The sequence below is a fragment of the Kocuria flava genome, from assembly GCF_001482365.1.
GTDB classification, from domain to species: domain Bacteria; phylum Actinomycetota; class Actinomycetes; order Actinomycetales; family Micrococcaceae; genus Kocuria; species Kocuria flava.
In genome coordinates, this window is record NZ_CP013255.1 from 44,429 (window position 1) to 69,326 (window position 24,898).

26 protein-coding genes and 1 pseudogene are annotated in these 24,898 nt (G+C 68.2%); 11 read left to right on the top strand and 16 right to left on the bottom strand.

Features of this window, described 5'->3' with window-relative positions; genetic code table 11:
* Positions 1 to 44: 44 nt before the first annotated feature.
* Positions 45 to 452: a DUF4913 domain-containing protein gene (locus tag AS188_RS15870; RefSeq protein WP_058860034.1), complete on the bottom strand. Its 408-nt coding sequence runs from the start codon at positions 450 to 452 to the stop codon at positions 45 to 47.
* Positions 453 to 561: 109 nt separating this feature from the next.
* Between AS188_RS15870 and AS188_RS15875 the strand changes: the two genes are divergently transcribed.
* The gene (locus AS188_RS15875; protein ID WP_236945160.1) at positions 562 to 1,881 is read left to right on the top strand and encodes an IS256 family transposase; all 1,320 of its coding nucleotides are present in this window, start codon (positions 562 to 564) and stop codon (positions 1,879 to 1,881) included.
* 23 nt (positions 1,882 to 1,904) lie between these two features.
* Here AS188_RS15875 and AS188_RS15880 read toward each other — a convergent pair whose 3' ends face one another.
* From AS188_RS15880 to AS188_RS17795, 7 genes and pseudogenes are all read right to left on the bottom strand, one after another.
* On the bottom strand, positions 1,905 to 3,683 hold the full coding sequence (locus AS188_RS15880; protein ID WP_058860035.1) for a type IV secretory system conjugative DNA transfer family protein: 1,779 nt from the start codon (positions 3,681 to 3,683) through the stop codon (positions 1,905 to 1,907).
* Positions 3,680 to 5,434 carry an ATP/GTP-binding protein gene (locus AS188_RS15885; protein ID WP_058860036.1) on the bottom strand — a complete coding sequence of 585 codons (1,755 nt, stop codon included), beginning with the start codon at positions 5,432 to 5,434 and terminating at the stop codon, positions 3,680 to 3,682. Before AS188_RS15885 ends, AS188_RS15880 begins: the two co-directional genes overlap by 4 nt.
* Entirely contained in the window at positions 5,435 to 6,949 is a 1,515-nt protein-coding gene (locus tag AS188_RS15890; protein WP_083529624.1) for an SCO6880 family protein, read from the bottom strand.
* A complete protein-coding gene (locus tag AS188_RS15895) occupies positions 6,930 to 8,801 on the bottom strand; it encodes a TrbL/VirB6 family protein (protein WP_058860037.1) in 1,872 nt (623 codons plus the stop codon). Before AS188_RS15895 ends, AS188_RS15890 begins: the two co-directional genes overlap by 20 nt.
* Positions 8,794 to 9,543, bottom strand: coding sequence for a DUF8175 domain-containg protein (locus AS188_RS15900; protein ID WP_058860038.1), 750 nt, complete (start codon positions 9,541 to 9,543; stop codon positions 8,794 to 8,796). Before AS188_RS15900 ends, AS188_RS15895 begins: the two co-directional genes overlap by 8 nt.
* Before the next feature lie 46 nt (positions 9,544 to 9,589).
* Positions 9,590 to 9,889 (bottom strand): hypothetical protein, encoded by a 300-nt coding sequence (locus AS188_RS15905; protein WP_058860039.1) that lies wholly within the window; start codon positions 9,887 to 9,889, stop codon positions 9,590 to 9,592.
* Positions 9,886 to 10,311 (bottom strand): annotated as a pseudogene (locus AS188_RS17795) (DUF6668 family protein); the annotation flags it as partial. The gene AS188_RS15905 and the pseudogene AS188_RS17795, both read right to left, overlap by 4 nt.
* A 421-nt stretch (positions 10,312 to 10,732) precedes the next feature.
* Here AS188_RS17795 and AS188_RS15915 point away from each other — a divergent pair.
* The 6 genes from AS188_RS15915 to AS188_RS15940 all read left to right on the top strand — a co-directional run bounded on the left by AS188_RS15915 (position 10,733) and on the right by AS188_RS15940 (position 15,341).
* A complete protein-coding gene (locus tag AS188_RS15915; RefSeq protein ID WP_143709956.1) occupies positions 10,733 to 10,975 on the top strand; it encodes a helix-turn-helix domain-containing protein in 243 nt (80 codons plus the stop codon).
* A gap of 17 nt (positions 10,976 to 10,992) precedes the next feature.
* Positions 10,993 to 12,411, top strand: coding sequence for a MinD/ParA family ATP-binding protein (locus AS188_RS15920; RefSeq protein ID WP_058860042.1), 1,419 nt, complete (start codon positions 10,993 to 10,995; stop codon positions 12,409 to 12,411).
* Entirely contained in the window at positions 12,411 to 13,538 is a 1,128-nt protein-coding gene (locus AS188_RS15925; protein ID WP_058860043.1) for a transglycosylase SLT domain-containing protein, read from the top strand. The genes AS188_RS15920 and AS188_RS15925 overlap by 1 nt, the downstream gene beginning before the upstream one ends.
* A complete protein-coding gene (locus AS188_RS15930; RefSeq protein ID WP_058860092.1) occupies positions 13,535 to 14,119 on the top strand; it encodes a hypothetical protein in 585 nt (194 codons plus the stop codon). The genes AS188_RS15925 and AS188_RS15930 overlap by 4 nt, the downstream gene beginning before the upstream one ends.
* A gap of 116 nt (positions 14,120 to 14,235) precedes the next feature.
* The gene (locus AS188_RS15935; protein WP_058860044.1) at positions 14,236 to 14,637 is read left to right on the top strand and encodes a hypothetical protein; all 402 of its coding nucleotides are present in this window, start codon (positions 14,236 to 14,238) and stop codon (positions 14,635 to 14,637) included.
* On the top strand, positions 14,634 to 15,341 hold the full coding sequence (locus tag AS188_RS15940; RefSeq protein WP_083529626.1) for an RES family NAD+ phosphorylase: 708 nt from the start codon (positions 14,634 to 14,636) through the stop codon (positions 15,339 to 15,341). Before AS188_RS15935 ends, AS188_RS15940 begins: the two co-directional genes overlap by 4 nt.
* Positions 15,342 to 15,689: 348 nt before the next feature.
* Here AS188_RS15940 and AS188_RS15945 read toward each other — a convergent pair whose 3' ends face one another.
* Positions 15,690 to 16,226, bottom strand: a complete 537-nt coding sequence (locus AS188_RS15945) for a hypothetical protein (RefSeq protein WP_143709972.1) — start codon at positions 16,224 to 16,226, stop codon at positions 15,690 to 15,692.
* 266 nt (positions 16,227 to 16,492) lie between these two features.
* Here AS188_RS15945 and AS188_RS15950 point away from each other — a divergent pair, with 266 nt between their 5' ends.
* Positions 16,493 to 16,855 carry a SpoIIAA family protein gene (locus AS188_RS15950; RefSeq protein ID WP_058860047.1) on the top strand — a complete coding sequence of 121 codons (363 nt, stop codon included), beginning with the start codon at positions 16,493 to 16,495 and terminating at the stop codon, positions 16,853 to 16,855.
* A 560-nt stretch (positions 16,856 to 17,415) separates the two neighbouring features.
* Here AS188_RS15950 and AS188_RS15955 read toward each other — a convergent pair.
* The 3 genes from AS188_RS15955 to AS188_RS15965 are packed head-to-tail and all read right to left on the bottom strand — an operon-like array spanning position 17,416 to position 18,691.
* Positions 17,416 to 17,691 carry a hypothetical protein gene (locus AS188_RS15955; protein WP_143709973.1) on the bottom strand — a complete coding sequence of 92 codons (276 nt, stop codon included), beginning with the start codon at positions 17,689 to 17,691 and terminating at the stop codon, positions 17,416 to 17,418.
* Positions 17,688 to 18,068 (bottom strand): hypothetical protein, encoded by a 381-nt coding sequence (locus AS188_RS15960; RefSeq protein ID WP_058860049.1) that lies wholly within the window; start codon positions 18,066 to 18,068, stop codon positions 17,688 to 17,690. Before AS188_RS15960 ends, AS188_RS15955 begins: the two co-directional genes overlap by 4 nt.
* A complete protein-coding gene (locus AS188_RS15965; RefSeq protein ID WP_058860050.1) occupies positions 18,065 to 18,691 on the bottom strand; it encodes a hypothetical protein in 627 nt (208 codons plus the stop codon). The genes AS188_RS15960 and AS188_RS15965 overlap by 4 nt, the downstream gene beginning before the upstream one ends.
* Positions 18,692 to 18,818: 127 nt before the next feature.
* On the opposite strand from AS188_RS15965, the gene AS188_RS15970 reads away from it, so the two are divergent.
* Both AS188_RS15970 and AS188_RS15975 read left to right on the top strand, forming a co-directional pair.
* The gene (locus tag AS188_RS15970) at positions 18,819 to 19,412 is read left to right on the top strand and encodes a MarR family winged helix-turn-helix transcriptional regulator (RefSeq protein ID WP_083529627.1); all 594 of its coding nucleotides are present in this window, start codon (positions 18,819 to 18,821) and stop codon (positions 19,410 to 19,412) included.
* A 167-nt stretch (positions 19,413 to 19,579) separates the two neighbouring features.
* A complete protein-coding gene (locus AS188_RS15975; protein ID WP_058860051.1) occupies positions 19,580 to 19,885 on the top strand; it encodes a DUF4193 domain-containing protein in 306 nt (101 codons plus the stop codon).
* A gap of 107 nt (positions 19,886 to 19,992) precedes the next feature.
* On the opposite strand, the gene AS188_RS15980 is transcribed toward AS188_RS15975, so the two are convergent.
* The 4 genes from AS188_RS15980 to AS188_RS15995 form a co-directional block, all read right to left on the bottom strand.
* Positions 19,993 to 21,228 carry an ABC transporter permease gene (locus AS188_RS15980; protein ID WP_058860052.1) on the bottom strand — a complete coding sequence of 412 codons (1,236 nt, stop codon included), beginning with the start codon at positions 21,226 to 21,228 and terminating at the stop codon, positions 19,993 to 19,995.
* Positions 21,228 to 22,175 (bottom strand): ABC transporter ATP-binding protein, encoded by a 948-nt coding sequence (locus AS188_RS15985; protein ID WP_058860053.1) that lies wholly within the window; start codon positions 22,173 to 22,175, stop codon positions 21,228 to 21,230. Before AS188_RS15985 ends, AS188_RS15980 begins: the two co-directional genes overlap by 1 nt.
* Before the next feature lie 200 nt (positions 22,176 to 22,375).
* A complete protein-coding gene (locus AS188_RS15990; RefSeq protein ID WP_058857745.1) occupies positions 22,376 to 23,623 on the bottom strand; it encodes an IS256 family transposase in 1,248 nt (415 codons plus the stop codon).
* A 273-nt stretch (positions 23,624 to 23,896) separates the two neighbouring features.
* Positions 23,897 to 24,184, bottom strand: a complete 288-nt coding sequence (locus tag AS188_RS15995; RefSeq protein WP_058860054.1) for a hypothetical protein — start codon at positions 24,182 to 24,184, stop codon at positions 23,897 to 23,899.
* A 380-nt stretch (positions 24,185 to 24,564) separates the two neighbouring features.
* Here AS188_RS15995 and AS188_RS16000 point away from each other — a divergent pair, with 380 nt between their 5' ends.
* Positions 24,565 to 24,834: a hypothetical protein gene (locus AS188_RS16000; protein ID WP_058860055.1), complete on the top strand. Its 270-nt coding sequence runs from the start codon at positions 24,565 to 24,567 to the stop codon at positions 24,832 to 24,834.
* The last annotated feature ends 64 nt before the right edge of the window (positions 24,835 to 24,898 follow it).

A 24,898-nucleotide genomic window follows, 5' to 3' on the forward strand; every position in this document is an offset into this window, starting at 1 on the left:
AGGGGCGCAACCCGTGACGGGTTGCGCCCCTCTCGCTGTGAGGTTCAGTCGAACAGGCCCTCTGGAGGTGGCTCCAAAGTCAGTGGAACTCCCTTGGGGCGGTGCTCCCTGGGAGTGCAGCCGTGGAAAGGACCCTTCTCCTCAAAGAGGACCCGCATGGTCGGGTCGGCGTAGTTCTGCCACCACACCGCCAGCCCGGTAGTGGGATCTAGGCGCAGGTTTTCCCACGCCCTCCACAGCCCTGTCAGACGGCTCACCGCTTCATCATGCCGCCACCACTGGGCGCACCAGGTGAACGTGTTCGAGCGACCGGCTGGGTCCAGCTGACGCCGGTACATCGGCGCCAACATCTCGGTGACGAACTCCACCACGTTCGCGTAGACCAGCTCCACGGGAGGCTGCTCTTCCACGTCCTCGTTGCCCTCACTGGACGATTTTTCTTCCCAGTCCATGACCTACTCCTTCACCAGCGCCGCCCACCGGTTCCCGGCAGGCTCAGGGGGACTATCGCAGTAACGGTGTAAGAGGCCCAATCACCCCGTTCGGGGTTGGAGGGTCGACATGAGCGAGAAGATCGAGACACTGGTGGACGTGAGCCCACCACCACCCGGCGAGCAGCCGGATCAGACACCGGAGCTGTCCCCGGCCGAGCAGGACACGGTCCGGGAACTGGTCCGTGCCGCCCGCGCCAGCGGGACGGCGTTGACCGGCCCGGGCGGGCTGTTGAAGCAGCTGACCAAGATGGTCGTCGAGGCCGCCCTGGACGAGGAGATGAACGAACACCTCGGCTACGAACCCGGCGAGCCCGAGGGGCGCAACCGCGGCAACTCGCGCAACGGGAGGCGGGCCAAGACGGTGATCACCGACAACGCCGGCCCCGTGGAGATCGAGGTCCCCCGGGACCGGCAGGCCAGTTTCGAGCCGGTGATCGTCAAGAAGCGCCAGCGGCGGCTGACGGACCTGGACCAGGTCGTCCTCTCGCTCTCGGCCAAGGGACTGACCACCGGAGAGATCAGCGCCCATCTAGGCGAGGTCTACGGCGCGGAAGTCTCCAAGGACACCGTCACCCGCATCACCGACCGGGTCATCGAGGAGATGCAGGCGTGGTGGGCCAGGCCCCTGGAGCAGGTCTACGCGGCGGTGTTCATCGACGCGATCATGGTCAAAGTCAGGGACGGGCAGGTCCGCAACCGGCCGGTGTACGCCGCGATCGGGGTGGACCTGGGCGGGCACAAGGACATCCTGGGCATGTGGGCCGGGGACGGCGACGGGGAGTCGGCGAAGTTCTGGTACGCGGTCCTCAACGACCTGAAGTCACGCGGGGTGCGCGACGTGTTCTTCGTGGTCTGCGACGGACTCAAGGGCCTGCCCGACTCCGTGAACGCCGTGTTCCCACTGGCCACGGTGCAGACCTGCATCATCCACCTGATCCGCGGGACCTTCCGCTACGCCTCAAGGAAGTACTGGGACGAGCTCGCCAAGGACCTCAAGCCCGTCTACACCGCCCCGACCGCCGCGGCAGCCGAGGCCGCCCTGGAGGAGGTGGAGGACAAGTGGGGCGCCCGGTACCCGGCGATCAGCCGGCTGTGGCGCAATGCCTGGACCGAGTTCGTGCCGTTCCTGGACTACGACGTGGAGATCCGCCGGGTGATCTGCTCGACGAATGCCATCGAGTCCCTCAACGCCCGGTTCCGGAGGGCGGTGCGGGCCCGTGGGCACTTCCCGAACGAGCAGTCCGCGATGAAGACCCTGTACCTCGTCGTGCGATCCCTGGACCCGAAAGGCACCGGGCAGACACGATGGGTCACACGGTGGAAGCCGGCGCTGAACGCCTTTGCCATCACCTTCGCCGATCGCATGCCGGCGGCGGAGAACCACTAACCATGGAAACGCCTCTTACACCGTTAGAGCGACAGTCCCGGCTCAGGCGCCACTGGCTCGGCAGCCGGTGCTGTGGGCTCGTGATCGACGGTGTCTACTGTGGGGCGGTTGTGGGCCTCTTCGGAGGCCTTGGACGCTTCCGCGTAGGGGCGGTGGTCAATCGGGATGGTGCGCAGCAGCACGGCCCTCGCCCCGGAGCCGAACATTACGGCCCTCCCCTTGGGCAGGGCGGAGAGGTCAGCCACCGACATGATGTCGTCGGTGGCGTCCTGGCGGGAGGTGGACCCGCTGTCCTTCTGCCTCGAGGAGGACACGGAGGTGTAGGTGTACTTGCCGATCAGCTCGGAGAGCATCTTCAGGTAGCCCTCTTCCTTGACGTTGCCGCCGTAGGTGACGACGTTGGCGGTGGAGAACAGCTTGCGCATCCCGGATTCGCCCCACACGTCCACGCCCTGGGACCAGGACTGCAGGAACGTGGAGACCACGATGCCGCGGGACCCGTAGTGGCTGTAGAGGTTGGGCAGGTTCATCCAGCGGCAGACGTTGGCGGCCTCATCGAGCACGCAGAGCATGGGGTTGGCCAGCCGCCCCCCGGTCTGGGTGACGGCGTGTTCCTCGGCGGCGGTCACGGTGGCCACGGTCAGCGCGGTGACCAGGGGACCGGCGGTGCCGGCCCCTTCCTTCGACAGCGCGTAGAGGGTGTGCTTGCCGCGCACGAACGCCTGGGGATCGAACTGCGGGCGATCGTCGTTGGGGCCTGTGGGGTTGACCCAGGCGGCGATCTTCTCGTTCTTGAGGCATGCGGCCATCTGCAGGGCGGTGGAGTAGACGCTGCCCCGGTACTTCTCCGGTTGCTGGATCGTGCTGGCCACCGAGTCGGCTTCCTTGGTCAACCCGTGCTCATCGAGCAGTAGTGCCGGGGTCTCATCGGTGGAGCGGGTCAGCCAGTAGTGCACCCGCTCGATGGGCTCCCCGCCCACGGCGGCCGCGAGCAGCAGTCCGGCCAGGAGGTCCTTGCCGGCGGAGTCGAAGTGACCATCGCCCTTGGCGCCGACGTCTCGGGAGCCAGCGGCGAAGTTGTTCGCTATCTCGGCGGCGCGTTCACTGTCGGTGACGTAGGTCAGCGGGTTCCACCACCAGGTCGGGGCCTCCCCCGCGACTCCCTGAGGGTCGAAGACCCACACGTCGCCGCCTTCGGCGCGCAGGTCGCGGGTCAGGTCGGAGAGGTCGCGTTTGTTGGAGGTGGCGATCACCGGGCCCGGGGCCTCGATGATGGACGGGGCCGCCTGGGAGGTGGTCTTGCCGGTACGGGTGCCCCAGATGTGCAGGAGGGTGTCCTCCCAAGAGGCGTAGAGGGTGTGGCCACCGCGGACCATCGTCCCGAGCATCACCCCTGGGGTGTCGACGCCGAAGCGCACGGCCTTGGCCATCGCCTGCTTCTGGGTGAAGGGGGCGACGTCGCGTACCGAGGCCATGCGCGGTGCGGCGCGGTCGTGCTTGACGACCTTCTGGGCCTTCTGGTGGCGTGTGAGACCCCACAGCACGACCAGTGCTGCCGCCACCAGCCCGAGGGCGGCGGCCAGGACGATCTCGGTGGTGCGCCACGGAAGGTCTCCGGTGACCACACCCAGGGACCGTTCCCAGTACCCGGTGGGCAGCGGGTTGGTGCGCGGGGTGAGGGCATGTCCGGCGGTGTTCACCACGTAGAGGATCGCGGGGATACCGACCAGAGCGAAGAGCAGGGTGAGCAGTAGGGCGACCTCGCCGCCGCCGGTCTTGTATTTGCGGTCCAGGGAGCTCATCGTTCGCCCCTCTCCTGGGCGGCGCGGGACTTGGCCTCGTGCCACTTCTTCTCGGTGTCGTGGACCTGGGAGCGGCGCTCGGTGGGGGTGAACTCCATCGAGAACGGGATCCCGGCCCTCGCGCCGACCTTGATGAAGAACTTCCCCTGGCCCGGCGGCGGGGAGGTGGTGCGGTCGTCGAAGTACCATTCCCGGTTGGCGGGGTCTTCCAGCCAGGCCCGCAGCTCGGCCTCGTTGATGGCCGATGCGTCGGTGGGGGTGTACACGTCGTCGTTGGTGTACTGGATCTCCTCATCACCCCGGCGGTTCCAGGCGGGCGGGTCCTGCCAGGCGGCGAGTTGTTCCTGCTCGCGCATCGACAGCGGCACGGACTCGGTCAGCAGCGACATCTCGGATTTGGCCAGCCCACCGAGGATCTTGATCCCGCAGCGGTCCATGATGCCCTTGGCCTTCGCCCGGTCCTCTTCACCACGCACGGCCAGAAGATCGGAGGGGGTGTGGGAGGCCATGATCTGTCCGACCCCCATCTCCCGGTTCAGTCGGGTCAGGGCGTTGACCTGATCGACGATGCCGGGTCCGGCCGCCAGGGTGTTCCACAGCTCATCGAGGATGAGCAGGAAGCGTTGGCGTTCGATCACGCGATCGTCGGCGAGCATGTTGGAGGTCCGCACCGTTCCGGTGCCGATGGACCAGCACGCCAGCAGGGTGGCTGCCCGCAGGTCGGACTCGGACTGGGAGATGCGCGAGAGGTCGAAGACCATCGGTCTTGAGGCGTCGATCTTGTTGGTGGAGGGGCGGGCGAACATCTGCCCGAAGGCCCCGGTCCCGCACAAGGAGTTCAGCGAGGACTCCAGGCCCTCGGTGATCTCGTCATAGCGGGCATCGTTGCCGCGATCCAGGGAGACCTCGCGCACCTCGACGGGCTTGTCTTTGAGCACCTGGCGCAGGTCCGCCATGACCGGGATCGTGCCGGAGACGGTGTGGCGGGCTTCCAGGACGGTGAGGCACCGGTCCAGGATCTGGTCCTCGCGCTCGTCCAGCGGCTTCTTGCGCAGGATCGCGATCAGGGACCGGATCAGGTCGAAGCGCCGGGTGTGCAGATCGGCCAGCAGCTCCTCCGCCTTGGCGGGCGAGAGCAGTTTGGCCGCCGCGACCGCGCCGGCGTCGTCGAGCGGGTTGATGTGGCCGACCCCGCGCCCCAAGGGCAGCACGGCCCCGCCGAGGGCTTCGATCATGGCGACGTGTTCGCCCTTGATGTCGCCGAGGACCATCGGCCACACCCCGAAGGCGGCCAGCCCGATGGCCATCCGGCGCAGCAGGGAGGACTTGCCCAGCCCCGGGTTGGCCATGATGAAGGCTGAGGGGTTGGCGATCACCCGCAGCTTCTGGAACCAGGAGATCGGGTCACAGCACACCGGCTCCCCGGAGAGCAGGTTGCGCCCCAGCGGGACGCCTTCCAGCGGGGAGCCTCCGCCCATGGGGAAGGGGAAGAGCCCGCAGACTTGGTAGTTGGTGCCGCGCATCTCCCGGATCGGGTGCAGCAGCTGCGCCTCGCCCAGTCCCCGGCCCTTGTGACCCCGCGGGCCCGGACGCCCCAGCGGCTTGGCGGTGACCGAGGTGCTGCCGGTGCGTCGGGGCTTGGCGAACACCTTGCCCAGCTTCGTGCGGGTCAACGCTCGGTCCAGGACGGTGGTTGAGGCGTTGCCCCGGCTTTCCGGGAGGATGATCTGGTTGCGTTTCGTGGTGGCCATCTACAGGGCGTTCCTCACGGTCGAAGGCAGGGCCAGGTGGTCCGGGATGACCACACCGAGGGGCAGGCCGGCGGCGAAGGTGGAGTCCTGGGCGCCGTAGGCCTCCTCCAGGCGGATCCTCGCCGAGGTGCCGAGGTTCTCGATGATGGCCTCGGCCTCGTCCAGCTCGCCCCGGGAGCGGACGGTGGCGGTGACGACGAGCCCGAAGTTCAGTAGCCCGGCCCCGTCGGCCTCTTCGGCGGCGGTGGCTTGGGCGGCGCGGGTTTCGCGGGTGTCCCGGGCGGTGGCGCGGTTGCGGGAGGAGGCGTTGAAGGTGGCGGTGTTGATGTCGTTCTCCACCATCTGGGCAGCCCTCGCGGGGTCGATGGGGCGGTAGAGCAGGGTGACGCGCTTGCGCACCAGCTCGGGGTTCGGGGCGATGAGGGCTTGGAGCACGTTGGCCTGGATGGTGGAGCGCGGGGGCACGGACATTGCCCAGGACTTCGACCAGGAGTTGTTGTGGTGGTAGGAGTCCCAGAAGGTGTCGGCGGCCTGGGGGCCGACCTCGCTCCAGTCCAGTTCCGGGGCCACGCCCTGGGCGTGGGCCCGGTCGAAGAGGATGGCCTCGGCCGGGTCGTAGGCCACCCGGATGACCTCGCACAGCTGCTGTGCGGTCAATGGTGCGGCTACGCCGGCCCCGGTGTCGTTCAGCGACAGGGTGAGGTTGGGCAGCCGGGCGGCCAGGTCATCGGCGACCTCTTGGGCGTTGCGGATGCGTCCGCCGGCCCGCACGGAGGCTTTGAAGGTCACCGCGATGTAGGCCCGGGTCACGGTGGCCCCGGTGGGCAGCATCTGCACGGTCTCGTTGATGACGTCGCGGGCAAAGGCCGGGGCGTTGTCGGCCATGCGCGCCTCGATCTTGCGGGCCAGGCGGTATCCGGAGTCCGGGGCGGTCTCGATCGTCACCGAGGCGGCGGTCAGGCCGGGCTCGTCGGTGAGCATGCCCAGCCAGTGCGCCCAGCGGTCCACCCACCGGTTGATGTGCTCTTGGTCGACCATGCCTCCGCCGTCGGGCTCGGAGGAGAAGACCACGGTGTAGTGGTGTTTCTGCGGGACCTCGAGCAGGGCGAAGGGGCGGCCGTAGCCGTCGACGTGCTCGGTGATCGTGGACCGGGCCGAGATCCCGGGCAGCTTCGTGGTCCCTGAAGGTACCCGGGACACCGGCCCGGCCCGGTAGACGTTGGCCCCGGCGTAGACGGTGTTGGCCCACCCGGCCCGACGGAGGATGCGTTCGATGAGGGTGCGTCCGTGCTTGTTCTTGCTCATGGACAGCGCGATCAGGACCAGGATCACTGCTTCGAAGCCCAGGGCGACCAGCCACAGGTTGAGCATCATCAGCAGGATCCCGCCGACCACCCCGCCGATCAGCAGCACGGTGCCGGCGGTGGAGAGCCCGGCCAGGCCCTTGGAGGTGGGCGTGCGGAAGTTGCCGTACACCCGCGGACGGTTCTCGGTTTTAGCTTCGGTCTGCGCCATCAGGGCGGGCCTCGTTTCCGGTCTCGTTGGCGATCTGCGCCTTGAACGCACGCGCCTGTTGCTGGACGGCCTTCGCCGCTTGTCCCGCGCCGATGGGTCCCGTGGGGCGGGCCCCGGAGCGCGGCGGTGCTGCACCAGCACCGGACCCCGGCGTGGAACGAGCCCCTGTCCTCGAAGCGGGCCCAGCTCCGGGACGGGGCGTTGCCCCTGCCGCCCCGGGGCCTGTGGCCGGTTGCGCCCCGGTCCCCGCAGCGGACTTCTGCGCACCGTCCTGGCCGGGGGTACTGCCCGTCGAAGCCGCGCCTGCCGCACCGGTGCCGCCGGTGCTTCCTCCGGTGCTGGAGGTGCCCGCCGTTGCGCTGGACTCGGTGGCCTGGGAGACGGCTTCCCCGGTTTTCTGCACGGCGGTGGCGGCCGCCATACCCGCCGCCACGGGCGCAGCTGCAGCGCCGGCCGCCGCAGCACCAGCGGAGCCCGCCGTGCCCGTGGCACTGGCCCCAACGGTGCCGCTGGCCCCACCTGCAGCTGGCGACGGACCAGCGGGCGCGGAACCTGATCCGCTCTTCGAGGCCGGTGTGGAGGAGGAGTCAGAGCCGAACCCGCGTCCCGAGCGAGCCAGGTGGGAGGCTCCCTGCGGGATCGCCGCGCCCATCGCCGCGATCCCCAGCGCCCCGCCGCTGCTACCTCCGGAGGAGGACATCGAGCCCAGCACGGGGCTGAGGAAGCCGATGAGCACGGGCAGGGCGAACACGGAGGCGACGATCATCATCAGCCCGGCGGCGAACTGGATCAGCCCGCTGCCGGAGTCCTCCCACACCCCGGTGGTGGACATCTTGATCGCCAACCCGTAGATCAACGCGGCGGCCGGCTTGTAGAAGGCGAAGGCCAGGGTCCAGGCGATGACCTTCTGGAAGAAGTTCTTCCCCGTCTCGGTGTTCAGGAACGCGGCCGAGAGCGGAAGGATCCCGGCCATCAAAAACAGCATCCCGGTGCGCAGCACCATCAGCATCAACTGGATGATGTTCACGATGATCGCCACCACCCCGCCGACGATGATCAGGATGACGTTGCCGCCCAACCACACCGGATCCGCCGCCCCAGTACTGGTGGCGTTGTCCAGGGCCAACAGCTTGAGCACATCGGTCTGGAAATCCTCCCCAATGGCGGAGTCGATGATCTGCACGGCCAGGGCGTCGGTGCCAGCCACCAGGACGTTGAGGATCGTCACCCCCGAGGCCGTCACCACGGCCAGGGTGAGCAGATTCTTCAGCAGGTCCCGGGCCGGTTCAGCGCGCTGGGTCCAGGCCATCTGAGCCCCGGCGATCATCACGCTGAGTGCGGCCACGGCCAGGGTGAGGTAGAAGGTCTGGTCCTGGATGAACCCCACGGACCCGGACAGGTTTGTCGCCCGGGCAGGGACGAGGAAACCGATCAAGCTGGTGGCCCCACCGATCAGCGCCGCCCCGGAGGCCAGCACGGTGGCCGTGTTGACCAGGCCGGCCCCGTCGCCGCGGCGGGCGTTGGTGGCCAGCACGATGCCCAGGAACAGCACCCCGAACACGCACACCCCCAGCCCGATCCAGCTCGCGTAGCTCAGCAGCAGATCGACCTGATCGTTGAACGCGCCCCGGACCGGCGCCTCGGCAGCGCCGCCGTTCTCGCTAGTGAGGCTGGCGCTACCAACCGTGGTCCACATCGACCCCAGGGAGGCGATCGTGTCGACCACGGCCGAGGTCACACCGTCCGCGATCTGATCCAGCGCATCCCCGGCCGCCCCGCTGAGCGTGCTGCTGATGCCCTCCTTGGTCTTACAGATGACGTCGATGGGGTTGCAGTTGTTTTTCTCAGCCATCGTGAGGACCCCACTCGATGTACCCGCTCAGGTCTGACACCTGACCGGACACCGGGCCGGGATCGCCGTTCTCCTGGAAGGAGACGTGCCAGTCACCCTCCGTCCATACGAGGTCAACGCCGGTGGTCATGTAGATGTCCTCGTTGCCGTCGTCGGCGGCAACGACGACCTCCACGGACGCTTTGTCTGCGGTGTAAGACAGCAGCCGGAAACCGCCGACTTCCAAGGGAACTGTCGCAGTGTCACCTGAGCTCAGTCGTTGCTGGACCTGGCCGATGGCCACGTCTCTGCCCGGGCCGTCCACGGCCTGCGCTTTGATGGTGTCCAGCAGTAGCTGCGGGTCATTGCCCGAAGTCAGGATGTTCGTGGTGGCAAGAAGTGCGCCCTCGGGGGTGTGGGAGTAGCAGGAGCGGACGCCGGTGGACTCATCCACGGTGCCAGGCCCGTGCTTCTCCGAGGACGGTGCGTAGATCGCCCCGAGAGCGGTCCATTCGACGTCCTCGGGCGCTTTCGTGAGCGTGGTGCCTCCGGTGGCGTCCAAACCGCACACCGACTCCTCGCCCGAGACCGGTTCGGCGGTCGTGGCCGGTGCCGGGGCGGCCTGGGTGGGCTCTTCACCGTCGGGCCACAGCCACAGGACGATTCCCAGCACGATCAGCAGCGCGACGAGGACGGCTGAGATGAGGAAGCGGGGGGCCTTCCACCAGGTGTTGTTGTCGTCGGTCTCGATCTGATCTGTCACCTGCTGCTCCTCTGATGCGGGGGGTTGGTCTTGCGGAGGCCAGAGGTCATGCCCCGGAGATGAAGGAGAGGATCGAGGCACCACCGGAGATCAGGGCCACGGCCAGGACGATCTTGATGATCCCGGAGACCTCTTCGGTGGTCTCCCCGCGCCGGGCGTCGAAGGCCATCTTTCCGCCGACGACCAGCAGCCCCAGCACAGCGATGCCCAGGGCGATCCATTTGCCAACACCGACCATGCGGTTCCAGGTGTCACCGATGCCGGGAGGAGCCAGGGGGCTGGAGTCGGGCAGGGCGGCCGGCAGGGCCATCACGGTGTCTTGGGTAGCCAGCACGAGATCGATCATTGGGGGGTCCTCTCGGAGATGAGTTCATCGACTGCCTCACCGAGGGCGGTGAGGACTTTTCTCGGCTCCGAGGCCATGGACTCCCAGTCCACGGCTCCGGTGAGCCGGAGCTCTTCGATCCACGGCACCACCCAGGTGGAGGGGACGCCGCCGGCGATCACCCGGGTCGCTGCTGCCAGGGACTTGGGGGTCCTGCCCGGGGTATCGGCCACGATCACCAGCCCCGCGAGCACTACTTCCCGGTGTTGTCCGGAGGCCCAATCCTGGGCGGCGCGTCGAGCTGCTTCCAGCCCTCGGTGCGTCTGCCGGGCGAGGAGGACAACAACGGGAGCAGGTGCTCCTGGGGCCGGAGACGGCCACCGGTGATGGCACTCGACACCGCCCAGCAGTTCCCGGAAGGTGGTCTCTCCCGCTCCGCCATGGGCGCCTAACTGTAAGAGGGCATGACGTTATTGGCAGGGGCCGGGCATGCCCCGCAACACCTAACCAGTACGCCTACCGAGGAGGCGAGGAATCGTTCGAGCCGGCTGTCATCGTCGAGTGCGGAAATGCCGAGCTGGGGAGTCTGTGCCCCCCGAAGTACGGGGGCCGGCTCAGCAGGGGCCTCCTGCAGGAGCGGAAGCGATGGGGTTCCCGCCCCCGGTGCGACGAGCTCCGTCCACCGATTGCCCATCTAGGCTCCTAAGTTGAATCCGATGCACTGACGCGCATCCCCGTGGTGCACCCACGAAATCGAATTGAACATGTTCAACTATAGGCAGATTGGAGCTAAGGTGTGCAACCGTAAGCGATTTTTTCCCACTCTGATGTACCGGAGCCGCTGTGATCGCTGGAGTGCTCTCCATGACTGAGTCGCTGGACCGACTCTTCAACGGGTTGCCCGAGCGACTCACCGTGGCCCAGCTGACCGAGGTTCTGGGGCTGTCCAGCACCACGGTGACCTACCGGTGGCTGAGGGATGGGCGGGTGCCGGCCATCCAGCTGGGCTCGCACTGGATCATCCTTCGGGACGATGTGAAGGAGCACCTGCGTGCTCACTACAACGTCTCCCCGCAGCCCAACCTCGGAGTGGGGGATACCGACTGAGACGAAAGGCACCCCCCATGGCCCAAGCCCTCGATCGTCCGCGATGCACCGCAACGATCACCGACGACGACACTGTCCAGGTCTCCATCGACGGCGTGGAGACCTCCTTAGGTTCCATGGACGGTGCCATTGCCTATCTGGCCGAAACCGCGCGCACCTTGGGCCGGCCCGTCAAGGTCGTGGCTGTCGACCCGTCTTCGGAGAACGATCTCGAGACCTATCTGGTCGTGGGGCCTGACGGGGATATCTCCACCGACGAGACGGCCACCCGCCCCTGTCGGACCGGGCGTCGAGGCGGGCGCGCGGTCAGCCTTCAGGAGCTTGTGCCCGCCGCCTTGGGCCCGGAACCAGGGCTGACCGAGCCCGAAAGTTCTCCCTTCGAGGAAGTCGACCCGCTGCCTTCCACCATCGTCGATGAGACTTCCGAGAACGCGTCGCAGCCCCGTTCCCTTCAGGCGACGCCGATGCCCTCCAGCACGCCTGCGCCACCACCGTCAGATACGACAGTCATGGGCATCGACTCCGCCCCCAGCTTCATCGCCACCGAAAGCTCCCTGGCCGAGGCACCCGCCATCCACGGCTGGCGGGGAATGCTCAACCGGATGGGACTGCATCTGACCCCTGGGCCGGCGGAAGTCGCCGAACGAGAAGACCTGGCCGCGGTCTCACGGCATTGGGTCGGATCCCGCACCATCGCGGTGGTCAACCAGAAGGGTGGGGCCAACAAAACCCCTACCGTAGCCCTGCTCGCCGCCCAGTTCGCCCGCCACGGCGGGGCCGGCGTGCTCGCCTGGGACAACAACGAGGCCATGGGATCCCTCGGGTGGCGCACCGAGGGCGCCGGCCACGACGCCACCGCACTAGACCTCCTCACCCACGCCGATCACTTCCTCACCGCCGAAGCCAAGGCGGCCGAGCTGGCAGCCTTCGTCCACCACCAAGCCCAGGACGCCTACGACGTCCTGCGCTCCGATGAATCACCGTCCAACACCCACGAGATCACCGGGGCCGAGGTGGACGCTCTGCACCGGGTGGCCGAGAAGTACTACCGGCTCGTCATCATGGACAGCGGCAACTCCACTCGGGGCGAGAACTGGGCACACATGATCGCCCACACTGACCAGATCGTCGTCGCCACCACCACCGAGTCCGACAAAGCCCAAGGCGGAGTGAACGCCCTCAAGGCGCTACACGCCGGAGGCGCCCATGCCGCCGACCTGGCCCGCAACGCCGTCGTGGTCATCTCCGAGCTACTGCCCTCACACAGCACCAAGGCCCACGCCATTGCTCAGGAGTACGCCCCGTTCGTGCGTGAGGTGGCCATCGTCCCCTTCGATCCACACCTGGTGCAGGGCCGTATCCACCACCGGCAACTCCGCCCGGCCACCCGCCGGGCCTGGCTTCGTGCCGCGGCTCTGGTCTCCCAGAGCTTCTGATGACCGGGCCCAGCCCCCGAACCCTCGGTGCGGCGGCGCTGCTCCTCCTGAGCCTGTCGGTGGGACTGGTCATGGCCATGACCATGCTCGTGGCGACCCTGGCCGAGGAAGAAGACGCCAACGCCATTTCCGCCAGCTGCACCGTCACTACCGTCGGCCACGACGAGCAGGACGAGGTGGCCGGCGTGCCCAACGGTTGGACGCCGCTCGTGGAGGCGGCCGCCCAGGAGGCCGGACTGCCCACCAGCCTGGTGGCAGCGCAACTGGCTCAGGAATCCGGGTGGAACCCTGAGGTGCTGGGCCCGGTTCTCGAGGACGGGACACGCGCCCAGGGCCTGGCCCAGTTCACCCCCGGCACCTGGGCCACCTACGGCAACGGCGGAGACCCCTTCGACCCGCATGCCGCCATCGCCGCCCTGGGCCGCTACATGGCAGCCCTGAAGAACCAAGTTCAACCCATCGCCGGGAACGATCCGGACGAGCTCGTGCGCCTGACCCTGGCCGCCTACAACGCCGGACCCGGTGCGGTACAGCAGCACCACGGCGTCCCGCCCTACCCGGAGACCCAGCAGTACATCGCGAAAATCCTCGACGGCGCCCAGTCCACCTTCTCCACCGACTGCGAAGCTCCTACCGGTTCGAGGACCTGGGACGGCGACCTCGGTGACGGGCAATGGACGACCCCCCTGCCCGGCGGAGTCTTCACCTCCGGCTACGGCGGCCGCGCCCTGACCGGTGTCCCCTCCTGGGCCAACCAGCACGTGGGCGTGGACATCGCCACCCCCGGGGCCGGCAACGGCAACGGCGGAGTCGTCGTTGCCCCCACGTCCCTGCGCATCACCGGGTTCAACGCCACCGATGGCTGCGTCATCGCCAAGGAGAACGGGCCTGAACCCGACTTCGGCTTTGCCTTCTGCCACCTGCACTCCTGGGACGTGACCAAGGGCCAGAAACTCAAACGCGGGGACATCATCGGCATCGAGGGCAACCGCGGACGCTTCGGCATGGCCACCCACCTGCACTTCGAGATCTACAAACCTGACGCCCCCGATCTCGTCTTTCCCTACCAAGGGCACAACCTCGACCCCGAGCCCATCCTCAAAGAGAAAGGAGCGTGGCCGAGATGACGCGCCACCCGTACCGCCTCGCCGCAGCCCTGCTGCTGTGCGCGGTGCCGCTTGCCGCCTGCGACTCGCCCAGCGAGGCCCACCAGAATTCTCCAGAAACCACCGTCGTTACCGCGCCGCCGCAGCTGGGCGAAGGAGCTTTCACCACCCCGGACGATGCCGACCGCACCGATGTGGAATCCACCGCCGAAGTCGCCGCCCTGATGCTCCACTCCTGGGACACCACCACCGACCGCACCGAGACCGCTGCCGCGATCCGGACCAAGCCACTGATGTCCCCCGACTGGGCCGCGAACCAGATCGAGCCCGAACGCAACGCAGCAGGCGCCCCGTGGCTCGCGGCCGCTGAACACCAGGGGTACAGCGCGCCCAGCATCGTCCCCGTCCAAGGCGACCTCAATCAGGACGTCGCTCCGGACAAGGCCATCCGCGCTTACACCGTGGAATGGACCTGGAAGACCCGCGACGGGACCACCGTCCACGACGTCTGCCGTCGGCAGATCACCCTCTACCTCGAGGAGCACGATGGCCAGTGGGAAGTCGTCGGCCACCAGTCCCGCGACATGAGCAAAACCCCATAAGACCTGCCCTTACGCATCGTCGGCGCGGAACAGCCTTGGAGGTCGGTGATACTCAGAGTGTGATTTGGGGCGGGATTTCCCTCGGGATTCAGGTGGTGACGTGGCATGATGGTGGTATGTCCACCGCACCCATGGCACCCCGGGCGAACCTTCAGGCACACCGCGATTCGCACCGGTGGCCTCTTCCGCAGGTCGTTGAGGGGCTGCGCGAGATCCTCGGGGCGCGCCTGGTGGCTTATCTGGGCGGGGTCAAAGAGACCCGTGCGGTGCGGCAATGGATCGAGGGCACGCGCGAGCCCGGCTCGGAGGCGGTGAAGCAGCGCCTGCGCGATGCCTATTACATCGCCGCGCTGCTGGCCGAACGGGAAGCCCCTGGTGTCGTCCAGGCGTGGTTCGCCGGCATGAACCCGCAACTGGGCGACCGGGCCCCGGCGCGCCTGTTGCGCGAAGGCGATCCGGAGCAGACCGTCGCCGAGGTCACCGCCGCGGCCCGCGCCTTCGTAGCCACGGCCGGATGAGCGCCGGGCTGATCACCGCCCACGGTCCCCGGGGCCCGGTGTGGAGAGTCGGCTCCCGGCCCGAGCCGCTGGCCTGGAGCGGCTGGGAGCACGCCACGGACGGGCGCTTCCACGGGCGTTGGGACGACCCCGAGGGCAACTACCGCACCTTGTACCTGGGGGAGTCCCTACTGGCCTGCCTGCTCGAGGTCCTGGCCTTCGCCCGCAAGGACGCGCACCTGGCCGATGCTCTCGCCGAGATCGCCGAGGATCCCGAAGACGCCCAGAACCATCCCACTGCCGAACCGGGCACCCTGGACCCCCGGTGGCTGGGGCCGCGCCGCGCGGCCTCAGCGATCTTGAGCGGCCGGTACTGCCAGGTGACGACCGCCCGGACCGTGGCTGCCCTCTACCCACGGTTCATCGGCGCCGCCTTGGACGTCGGCTACGACGACTTCGACGCCGCACTGCTGAAAAACGGTGCGGCCCGCACGATCACTCAAGCCGTCTCGGAGTACCTGTATCTCCACGAGGACGTCGACGGCATCGCATTCGCCTCCCGCCACGGCGACGAGCTGCGCCTGTGGTGCCTGTTCGAGCAACCCCACGACGGACGGATCAGCCCCCACTTGCTGCCTCTGGGTGAGACCGACCTCGCCCTGGACACTCCGGAGCTGGTCCAGGCGCTCGAGCTGCTCGGACTGCGCTGGGCCACCGCCTTGTAGGACCGTCTGCGTCCATAGGCCAGGGAGGACGAGTTGTTGCATCAGATGCGAGAACTCCCCACTGACCGTTCGCCGATAATTATTCTTATGTAAAGTCATCAGTGCAAAGGGGCTGATGTGTGGTGTCCACGACCGGCTGGACCTACGCAGCGTCACCCCTGGACCTCGGCCCTCCTCCCCTATGGGCAGGGGGGGCACTGTCGCCTGATGGCGCGGTGGCCCCCCAGGGGTGACGCCGCTCCGCACGGTGGGTATAGTGAGGAAGGCGAGGGGCAGTAGCCCTGAGAAGTTAGCCAGGCAGTCATCCGGACGGTTCGACGAGCCTGGCTCGCGCATTTAAGAGACATCTCAGGTCAGCGTGCAGACCTCGGAGACCAGCGGGCTCGCCATCCCAACCCATGGTCCGCGCTTCTGGTAACACCAGGCCACCGCATCGGAGACCCACAGCAGCGGCTCCTCGTGCGCCTTCGGGAAGGCATAGTGGGGACGGTGCTCATGGCCGGCGAACGTGCGCGCCAGGATCTTCTTGTCGGTCTCGAACGAGGAATCGTCCTTCTCTAGGTAGAGGTGGTCGACCCGACAGACCGCGACGTCTTCGGCCAAGGCGGTCAAGCACAGCGGCCGGGCCTGTTTGTCCTTGAGCCCCCGGGCTACATACACGGACACCGCCAGGTCGAGCCGGGCGAAGTCCGTGAGCAGCTTCTTGCGCCGGTCATCGCGCTCGTCGGTGAAGTGAATCCGCTTCTGCCTCGGCAGCAACAGCGCCCGCACTGCTTTACGGGTGGCGTTTACATCTCCGGCGGCCACCACGCTGGCGGCGACGTAGTACCCGCCGACCTTGGACTCGTCGACGAACACATGCGAGTGGGGGGCATATTCGGGCACCGGGAAAGCCTATCGGTGCCCCAGACGCAGACCCACCAGGGCGAGATCGCGCTGGAAGAGGCTGATCGGTTGAACGGGGTGCGGCAGGACCCAACGGCGTCCGCGGGTCCTGCACCTTTAATCGTCCTGCTGCGAAGTCAGTCGACTGTCGCCTGCGTTTGTGCCGTTCCCACCTCCTATTGGGCCGGGGTCGTCATCTCGTTGAGCCCTGTCCGTCCCAGTCCTACCGTTGGTTGCACGCCACCGCGACGGGGTAGGAGGACGCCATGCTGGAGACCACGGTGCAGGCCGGCACCAATATCGTCACGCTCGAGGCTCACGGCGGGATCACCGCCGGGCAGATGCAGCACATGCGCGCGGTCCTCGACGAGGTGCTCCGCGATCACGAGCGTGTGCGGATGGTCGCGGTGCGCGGTGAGATCGATTTCGGCGACATCTCCCCGAAGGCGCTGTGGCTGGATCTGAAGTCCGCCGGCTACGTGACGAAGCTCGAGCGCCTGGCGGTGGTCACCGACGTGGATTGGGAGGCGAAGGTCTCCGAGTGGACCTCCGAGCTCCTGCACGTGCCCACCCGCCGGTTCCGCCTCGACGAACGCGCCGCGGCCCAGGCTTGGATCAGCCAGCCCTGAGTCCCGTGAGCGGGCAGGGCGTGTGCTCCTGCCGTGATTCGCCCTCGCCCTCCCTCCGCCCGGGTGGCGGTCGAGCGCAGACTTTGATGAGGTCGATCGCTGATCCGACGCCGAACGCCGAAGAGGGGCGATGCGACAGGAGTGCCCGGAAAGCCCCTGTGGCTCTCGCGTCTGAACGACCGACAGAAGGGGTGGGGTGGTGATCGCGGGCCCCGCCCCGCTGATGCCCCCGCCCGCAGGCGGGGGCATCCTCGCCCGTCGGTCAACGACGTACGAGTGGGCAGGCAGTGAGGCTCTGCGAGGGAGGCAGACCTCCATTGCCCGCGGCGCCGGGGGCGGGCCCGGCACCATTGCGAACGTACCGGCTGGTGATTATTACTTGTGGCCTACTCATTCTGGTCCCGTCATGGGCGGTCTTATTCGACCGGATATGCCACCTCACTTCCCCTGCCACCAGGCCGGTGCTACGGCGATCCTCGATCGGCCCAGCCCCGCGGCGGCCGTGAAAACAGCGGCGTTCCGAACGTCAAGGGGCCAGGCGCGGCTCAGCACTTGGCGGGTCAGGGGTGTTCGTTCCGTGGGGTGCCGGTGGCCAGCACCCCGGTGATGATCGCGGCTAGGACGATGATCAGGGGTAGCACTTGGTGGTTGCCGGTGTGCACCGCTGTGGTCAGGGCGATGGTCAGCAGCAGGGCTTCGACGAGCAGCAGCGCCCAGCCCACGACGCCGGGACCGTTGACCGGGGAGGTGACCTCGGGCGTGCCGGTCTCGAACGGGGCGCGGGTCATGCCGGGTCCTGGTCTCATGCCGGCGAGCTGCGGGTCGGTGAGGTTCATGCCGTCACCGCCCCGACGCGGGGCCCTGGGTGCTCTCGACCAGACGGTGCAGTGGTGGAGTGCAGCCCGTGGCCGGTGGCCGGTGCCGCTCCGGGGGCGAGGTGCAGGTCGGCCAGGTGCGCTCCTGGCAACAGGGGCAGGATCCGGTGGGCGAGCAAGTCCATGGCTGCCCGGCAGGCCTGGGCGGTGGTGGGCCCGTGCACGGACAGTTCGACGGTGAACGCCCCGGCGTCCCCGGCCTGCAGCACCGCCCCGGTCTGCCGGGCCACCCGTGCCAGGCCGGCCCTGGCCTGCGCCTCCACGGGGTGGGCCACCCGCACAGCGGCCCGGGCGGTCCAGGACAGGGTGAGCTCCCCACAGGGGGCGGGCCGGCTCACGAGGCCACCGCTGCCGGGACACCGGTGGTCTCCACCGGCTGGTGATGCTCGGCCGCCTCAACCAGTAGCTGGGCGGGCACTCCGTGGACGGTGGCCAGGCGCACGGCATCGGTCAGGTCGAGCTCGGCGGCATCCACGGCCCAGGCCGCGGACTCCTGATCGGCCTCGTACAGCCACTGCCCACCCGGCCCCTCGGGTGCGGGCTGGGTCAAGGCCAGCTGGTCGCAGGCCCACTGCACGGACTCCAACGCCCCGGCGGCGGCGTGCACCCGGCTCAGGAACAACTGCGCGAACACGGGCTGCTCCGCCACCGCGCACAAGGGCTCGGCGGGGTCGGCGGGCAGGGTCAGCAGGTAACCGCACGAGCAGGCGTGGACTCTCTCCCCGGCCAGGGCCGCCTCCACCACGGCCTGGTTGGCCCGGCACCCGGGCACCAACGGGTCCAGACGCCGCACGGCCATGGGCCGGCCACAGTGGGCCGGTTCCGCGTGCTGCCCGGTCCCGGCCGTGCCCGCCACCCCGGAACCGGGGCCTACCGGCGGGGCCGGCCACGCCGGGGTCGCGGCCAGGGGTCCCGGGTCGAGCTCGAGGGTGGGGGCGCGGTGTTCGTGGAGCACGGTCATGACGTACCTTCCGACGGCTTCTCCGCCCTCCACAGCGGTGAAGACCGGCAGAACCTACCCAACCACACTATCGATAGTCTGTCTAACAATTAGTTGATCTACTCGTTAGCTCGCCTATCATCTGGGTATGACGACGACGCCGCGTTCCTCTTCTGGCTACTGGTACGCCGCCGACGGCGCCCACCCGGGCCCGGTGGAGGTGCTCGAGGCCCTGCGCGCCTACCGCGGGGCGGAACAGGACCTGCGCCGGCGCACCCGGGAGTCCATGGGCATGGGTGAGAAGGACGTGCTGGCCTTGCGCTACCTCATGGAAGCCGACCGGGCCGGGGAGCCCATGACCCCGCGTGCCCTGGCGGGCAAGCTGGGGATCTCCTCGGCCTCGACCACTGCGCTGCTGGACCGCCTGGCGCGCAGCGGCCACATCGCCCGCCGCCCGCACCCCACCGACCGACGCTCCCTGGTCATCGTCGCCACCGAGGCCTCCCACGGTGAAGTGCGCGCCACCCTGGGTTCGATGCACGAGCGGATGCACGCCGCCGCCGCCCGGCTGACCCCCGAGCAGGCCGCCACCGTCATCGCCTTCCTGCAGGAGATGACGGCAGCCGTCCACCCGCACGAAACCCACCCCCACGAGGAGGACAGCACAGCACCGCACTCCCCCAGCCACCACAGCCACGACCCCTCCGCGGCGCCGCCCCGGACACACTCGGCCGCCATGTGAGTCGAGCCCCTGCTTGCGGTAAAGACCATGGGCGAAGGTGCGGGGGCCCTACCCCGTCGGGCCCCGGCCTGAGGCCGCGGTATGGCCCGGAATACCGGGGGCGCCGGAGCAGTTCTGGTCGGAGCCCACTCCCCTTGTTTCCCTTGTGAAGGAGCATGCTTCCGCGCATGGCCACCGATTACGACACCCCGCGCACCCGTCCTGAGGACGAGCCGGCCAACGAGTCCCTGGAAGCGATCCGCTCCCGGGCCGCCACGACCACGCAGGCCCCGGCGATCGACCTCGAGGACGCCGACACCGCCGAGGGCATCGACCTGCCCGGCGCCGACCTCTCCCACGAGGAGCTCACGGTGGCCGTGGTACCGCAGCAGGCCGACGAGTTCACCTGCGCCTCCTGTTTCCTGGTCCACCACCGCTCCCAGCTCGCCCGGGAGAAGAACGGGCTGAAGTACTGCACAGACTGCGAAGGCTGACCCCTCCAACCTGGTCCTGAACTGACGGCGCGGGCCCCGGCACCTCAAAGGTGCCGGGGCCCGCGCCGCCCTCGTTGGGCTGCCTGCTGCGGAGGAGACCGGCGGCGCTATGACCGGCCGGCGGCCTTCTTCCGAGCCAGCACCGCCTTGGGGTTGAGCTTGTCGGTGTAGGCGATCGAGCCGTAGCGGAACAGCTGCACCGCCACCCGCAGCACCACAATCCCGAGCACGAACAGTTCGGCGATCACGATCCCGGCCGTGACCGGTTCGAGGGTGCCGAAGGCGTTGCGCAGCATCGCAGTCACCGGGGCGGTCAGCGGGAAGTAGGTGAATACCCCGACGATCAACGCACCCGGGTCGGAGATGATGAGGCTGATGGCGTAGAAGGGAATGAACATCGAGAAGATCAGCGGCCCGAAGATCACCCCGGCGTCCTTGGCGGTGGGCATGATCGCCCCGATCGCCACCAACACCCCGGTGAACAGCACGAACCCACCGACCAACAGCAGCACCCCCACCACCATCGCCCACGGGTCCAGGCGCAGGTCAGACAGGTCGAGGTCGGGGATGGCCAACCGGTCGCGGAAGAACACGTAACCGGCCACCGCCGGGGCCAACGAGACCAGGATCTGCACCGCCCCGACCGCGAAGACCGCCAGGATCTTGCCCACCACCAAGGTGGTGGGATTGACCGTGGTCAGGATCATTTCGGTGACCCGGTTCTCCTTCTCCTCCAGGGTGGAGTTGAGCATCTGGTTGGAGAGCATCACGATCACCAGGAAGAACACCACCAGCAACGCCAGCGGCCCGATTGTCTCGGTAAACCCCCCGGTGACGTCCCCGTCGCGGTAGATCGTGGCCTCCACCGCCACCTCCCCGGCCGCCGCGGCAGCCAGGCCCGGGTCGCCGATGGCGGCCTGGGCGGAGGTTCTCAGCAGCGCTTCGGCCACCGCCTCATAGGCCCCGTTGTCGAACAGGCCCCGGTCGGCCCCGGAGACCTCGACCGGCTCCTCAGCAGGGTTGGCCGGGTAGGCGAAGTAGGCGTCCAATTCCCCGGACCGCACCGCGTCCACCGCGGCCTCCGGATCGGCGGCCTCGCGCCCACCGAAGGCTTGAGCGGCCTCGGCCGGGATGAGCCCGGAGGCATCCGTGTAGGCGAAGGAGATCTCGGCGTCGGCCTGGGCGTCCTCGGAGTCACTGATCGAGCTCCCGGAGACAAAGGACAGGGCGAAAATCAGCCCGATGACCACCGGCACCGCCAGGGTCGCCACCCAGAACCCGCGCTTGCGCAGCGTACGGGTCAGCTCGAAGACGAAAACGGTCTTGAGGTTGTGGCCGCCCATCAGGCACCCACCCCCGCTGCCGCCTCAGCTTCTTGGAGGCTGTCGGTGCCGTAGACGCGGATGAAGATCTCCTCCAGGGAGGTCCGCACCGTGGCGAACCCGGACACCGGCACCCCGGCCCCGACCAGCTCGGCCAGCACCACCGTCTCCCCCGCCCCGTCCGCGGGGGCCAGGTCGGTGACCTGCCCCTGTCCCGCCGGCTCGGTGGCGACCACCGTGTAGTGGTGTGAGTCTGGTACGACACCGGTGTGGTGGACCCGGTAGACGGTGCCGCCGAACTGCTCCTGGACCTCCCGGACCGTGCCGTAGGCGTGGCGTTTCCCGTCCTTGAGCAAGATCACCCGGTCACAGAGCCGCTCGACCTCCTCCATCTGGTGAGTCACCATCACCACCGTCGCCCCGGCCTTCTGCTGGTCCTCGATGATGTCCATCAACAGCCGCCGGTTGACCGGATCGAAGCCCTTCGTGGGCTCATCCAGGATCAACAACTCCGGGGTGTTCATGATCGTCACCCCCAGCTGCACCTTCTGCTGCTGCCCACCGGAGAGCTTGTCCAGGCGGGTACTGGCTTTGTCGGTCAACCCGACTCGCTCCAGATACTCCAGGGACCAGGCCCTCGCTGCGGTCTTGTCCAGGCCTTTGAGCTGGCCGAAGTAGACCATGGTGTCGACCACCGGTTCCTTCTTGTACAACCCCCGCTCCTCGGGCAGATACCCCAACCGGGCACCGTCAGCCGGGCTGAAGGGCCTCCCGTTGATGTGCAGGACCCCGGCGGTGGGCTGATAGATCCCCAGCAACGCCCGCAGGGTGGTGGTCTTGCCCGACCCGTTGGAGCCCAGGAACCCGAAGGTCTCCCCCGCGGCCACGTCGAAGGACAGGTCCTCGACCACCGTGGTGTCCCCGAAGACCATCTGGAACCCCTCGATATGGACGATCGGTTCACCCATGAGTTCTCTTTCGCATACTCACACCTTAGAGAGCCCCTCTTCCTCTTACGCCCAGGACGTGCTCACCCCACCTGGAGGGGTGACCCGACTCCGGTGCGCCAGGGGTCTGCGTCCTCTCCGGGATGGAAGGGACCGGGCGCCCGGGTCGCCAGGTCAAGTCCTTTTGAGTGGTGTACAGATTCGGCGTGATCCTTGTGGGGTCAGGCGCTGAGGGCGCCGAGGGCGGTGGTGTCCTCCTGATCGGTGTCGGCGGTATTGACGAGGGTCAGTCGGGACTTGGCCAGCACGTCCAGGCCCAGATAGCGGCGGCCTTCGGCCCACTCGTCGTGTTGCTCGGCCAGCACCGCCCCGACCAGACGGATCAGGGAGGTCCGGTCCGGGAAGATCCCGACCACGTCGGTGCGCCGGCGGATCTCGCGGTTGAGCCGCTCGTTGGGGTTGTTGGACCAGATCTGGCGCCACAGCCCCTTCGGGAAGGTGGTGAAGGCCAGGATGTCGGCCCTGGCCTCGTCCAAGTGGGCGTGCACGGCCGGCAGCTGGGGCTCGACCATCTCCAGGAGCTTGTCGAACTGCGCCTGCACCGAGGCGTCGTCGGGCTGGTCGTAGACCGAGTGCAGCATCGCCTTCACCGCCGGCCAGGAGGCCTTCGGGGTGGTCGCCATGAGGTTGGCCGCGTAGTGGGTGCGGCACCGCTGCCAGGACGCCCCGGGCAGGGTCGCCCCGATGGCCTCCACCAGCCCGGCGTGGGCGTCAGAAGTCACCAGTCGCACCCCGGCCAGTCCGCGGGCCACCAGATCCCGGAAGAACCCCAGCCACCCGGCGCCGGACTCGGCCGTGGCGCTCTGCACCCCGAGGATCTCCCGGTGCCCGTCGGCGTTGACGCCGGTGGCGACCATGACCGCGACCTTCACCACCCGCCCGCCCTCGCGGACCTTCATCGTCAGTGCGTCAGCGGCCACGAACGTGTAGGGGCCGGCATCGAGCGGGCGGGTGCGGAAGGACTCCACGTGCTCGTCGAGGTCGGTGGCCATGGTCGAGACCTGGGAGCGAGACAGCCCGGTGATGCCCAACGACTGCACGAGCTTGTCCATCCGACGGGTCGAGACGCCGAGCAGGTAGCAGGTGGCCACCACGGAAGTCAGGGCGGACTCGGCCCGGCGGCGCCGTTCCAGGAGCCACTCCGGGAAGTAGGTGCCGGTCCGCAGCTTGGGGATCGCCACGTCGATGGTCCCGGTGCGGGTGTCAAAGTCACGGTGGCGGTAGCCGTTGCGGGAGTTCACCCTCTTTGGCGAGGACGCCCCGTAGGCGGCCCCGCACACCGTGTCGGCCTCGGCCGAGAGCAAGGTGTTCACGAAGGTCGTGAGCATCTCGCGCAGCAGGTCCGGAGAGGCCTGGGCGAGGTGCTCGTGCAGGAACTGGGCAGGGTCGATACTGGAAGGAGCGGTCATCGTGATGGTCCTCTTCGAGAGTGCTGTGGAAGGTTCACTCGAAGGATCACGCGGTGACCGCCTTCGTCTGTGGCGACGCGCTCACCGGGCTACCCGTACACCACTCTGCAGGACGCAACTGGTCGCCACCGATTTTCCCAGGCACATCGGTCCAGGGCCGATCCTTGTCAAAGCACGACCGGGGCGACTCGACTGCTGCTTTCCGGCTATCAGGGCGACAGTCCCGGCCGTTGCGGTGAGCTCACCGATTGCTCCGGCGCAGTCGGTGCGTCCTCATTGTGGCTCGCGATCCCCAGGGGTCTCCGGCGTGGGTCCCAAGGGTCGGTCGGGTCGTCGCCGAGCTCGCATCTGGGCGTGGGTGTGCTCAGCGCGGGCATGGGACTGCGTCTCGAAGCGCACGGAGAAGACCGCCCCCAGCGCCACGATCCCCAGCACCAGCAGCGCCACGAGCGTCCGGCTCGTCGGCTGCCCGGCCCCTACCGAGAGCACCAGCCACACGGCGGCCCCCGCCACCAGGAGACCACCAACCACGGTGGCGATCACGCCAGCTGGGCGCACCACAACCCCTTTCCTGAACCCCTGAGGGCAGTCGCTACCAAGAACCTCATTATGTTGACACATCAACCATAATGGCGCGAATCGTCGCTTGTCCTCCCCTCGGGAAGGGTGGCGCATGGGACGAGTAAGGCCTGGACTCACCGCCTCGATGCATGGCAAGCATACTGTCTACCAGGTAGACTAGGAGACGCGTCGGCTTCTGCGGTCGGCGCACCGGGTGACTGACCTTTGTCGTTCGAGGGCGGGTCAGCGCCTGCGCGCCGGTCGCTCACGCCGGCGCGGGCGCACCCTCGTCTTTTCTTCCCATGGAAGACGGGGGTGTTGTCCTGAGTGCCCTCTTATCGTCCTGCCCGGTCTCGCCTCGCTCAAGGAGTTGCCTGCCCATGACTGCTCACCTCTCCGCGGTCGAGGACACTGCCACCAGCCCGGAGGCACGTGCGGCTCCGCACGAGATCACCTCCGCACCGGATGCGGGGACCGAGACAGTGTGGTCACCGGGGGATCCGGTGGTCGTCCACCGCGACGGGCAGCTGCTCTATGAGGGTGTCCTCGACGTGTTCGCCGGTGACCTGGGGGTGGCCTGGGTTCGGGAGGCCGGGGATGGGTGGCGCCGGATGGTGGCGCTGTCCGAGGTCGAGCTCCACCGCCGGTAATCCGCACCCGTCAGGCACCGCATCCGCGGTCACAGACCGCCGGGATGTCCGCCGGCCGGTCGTA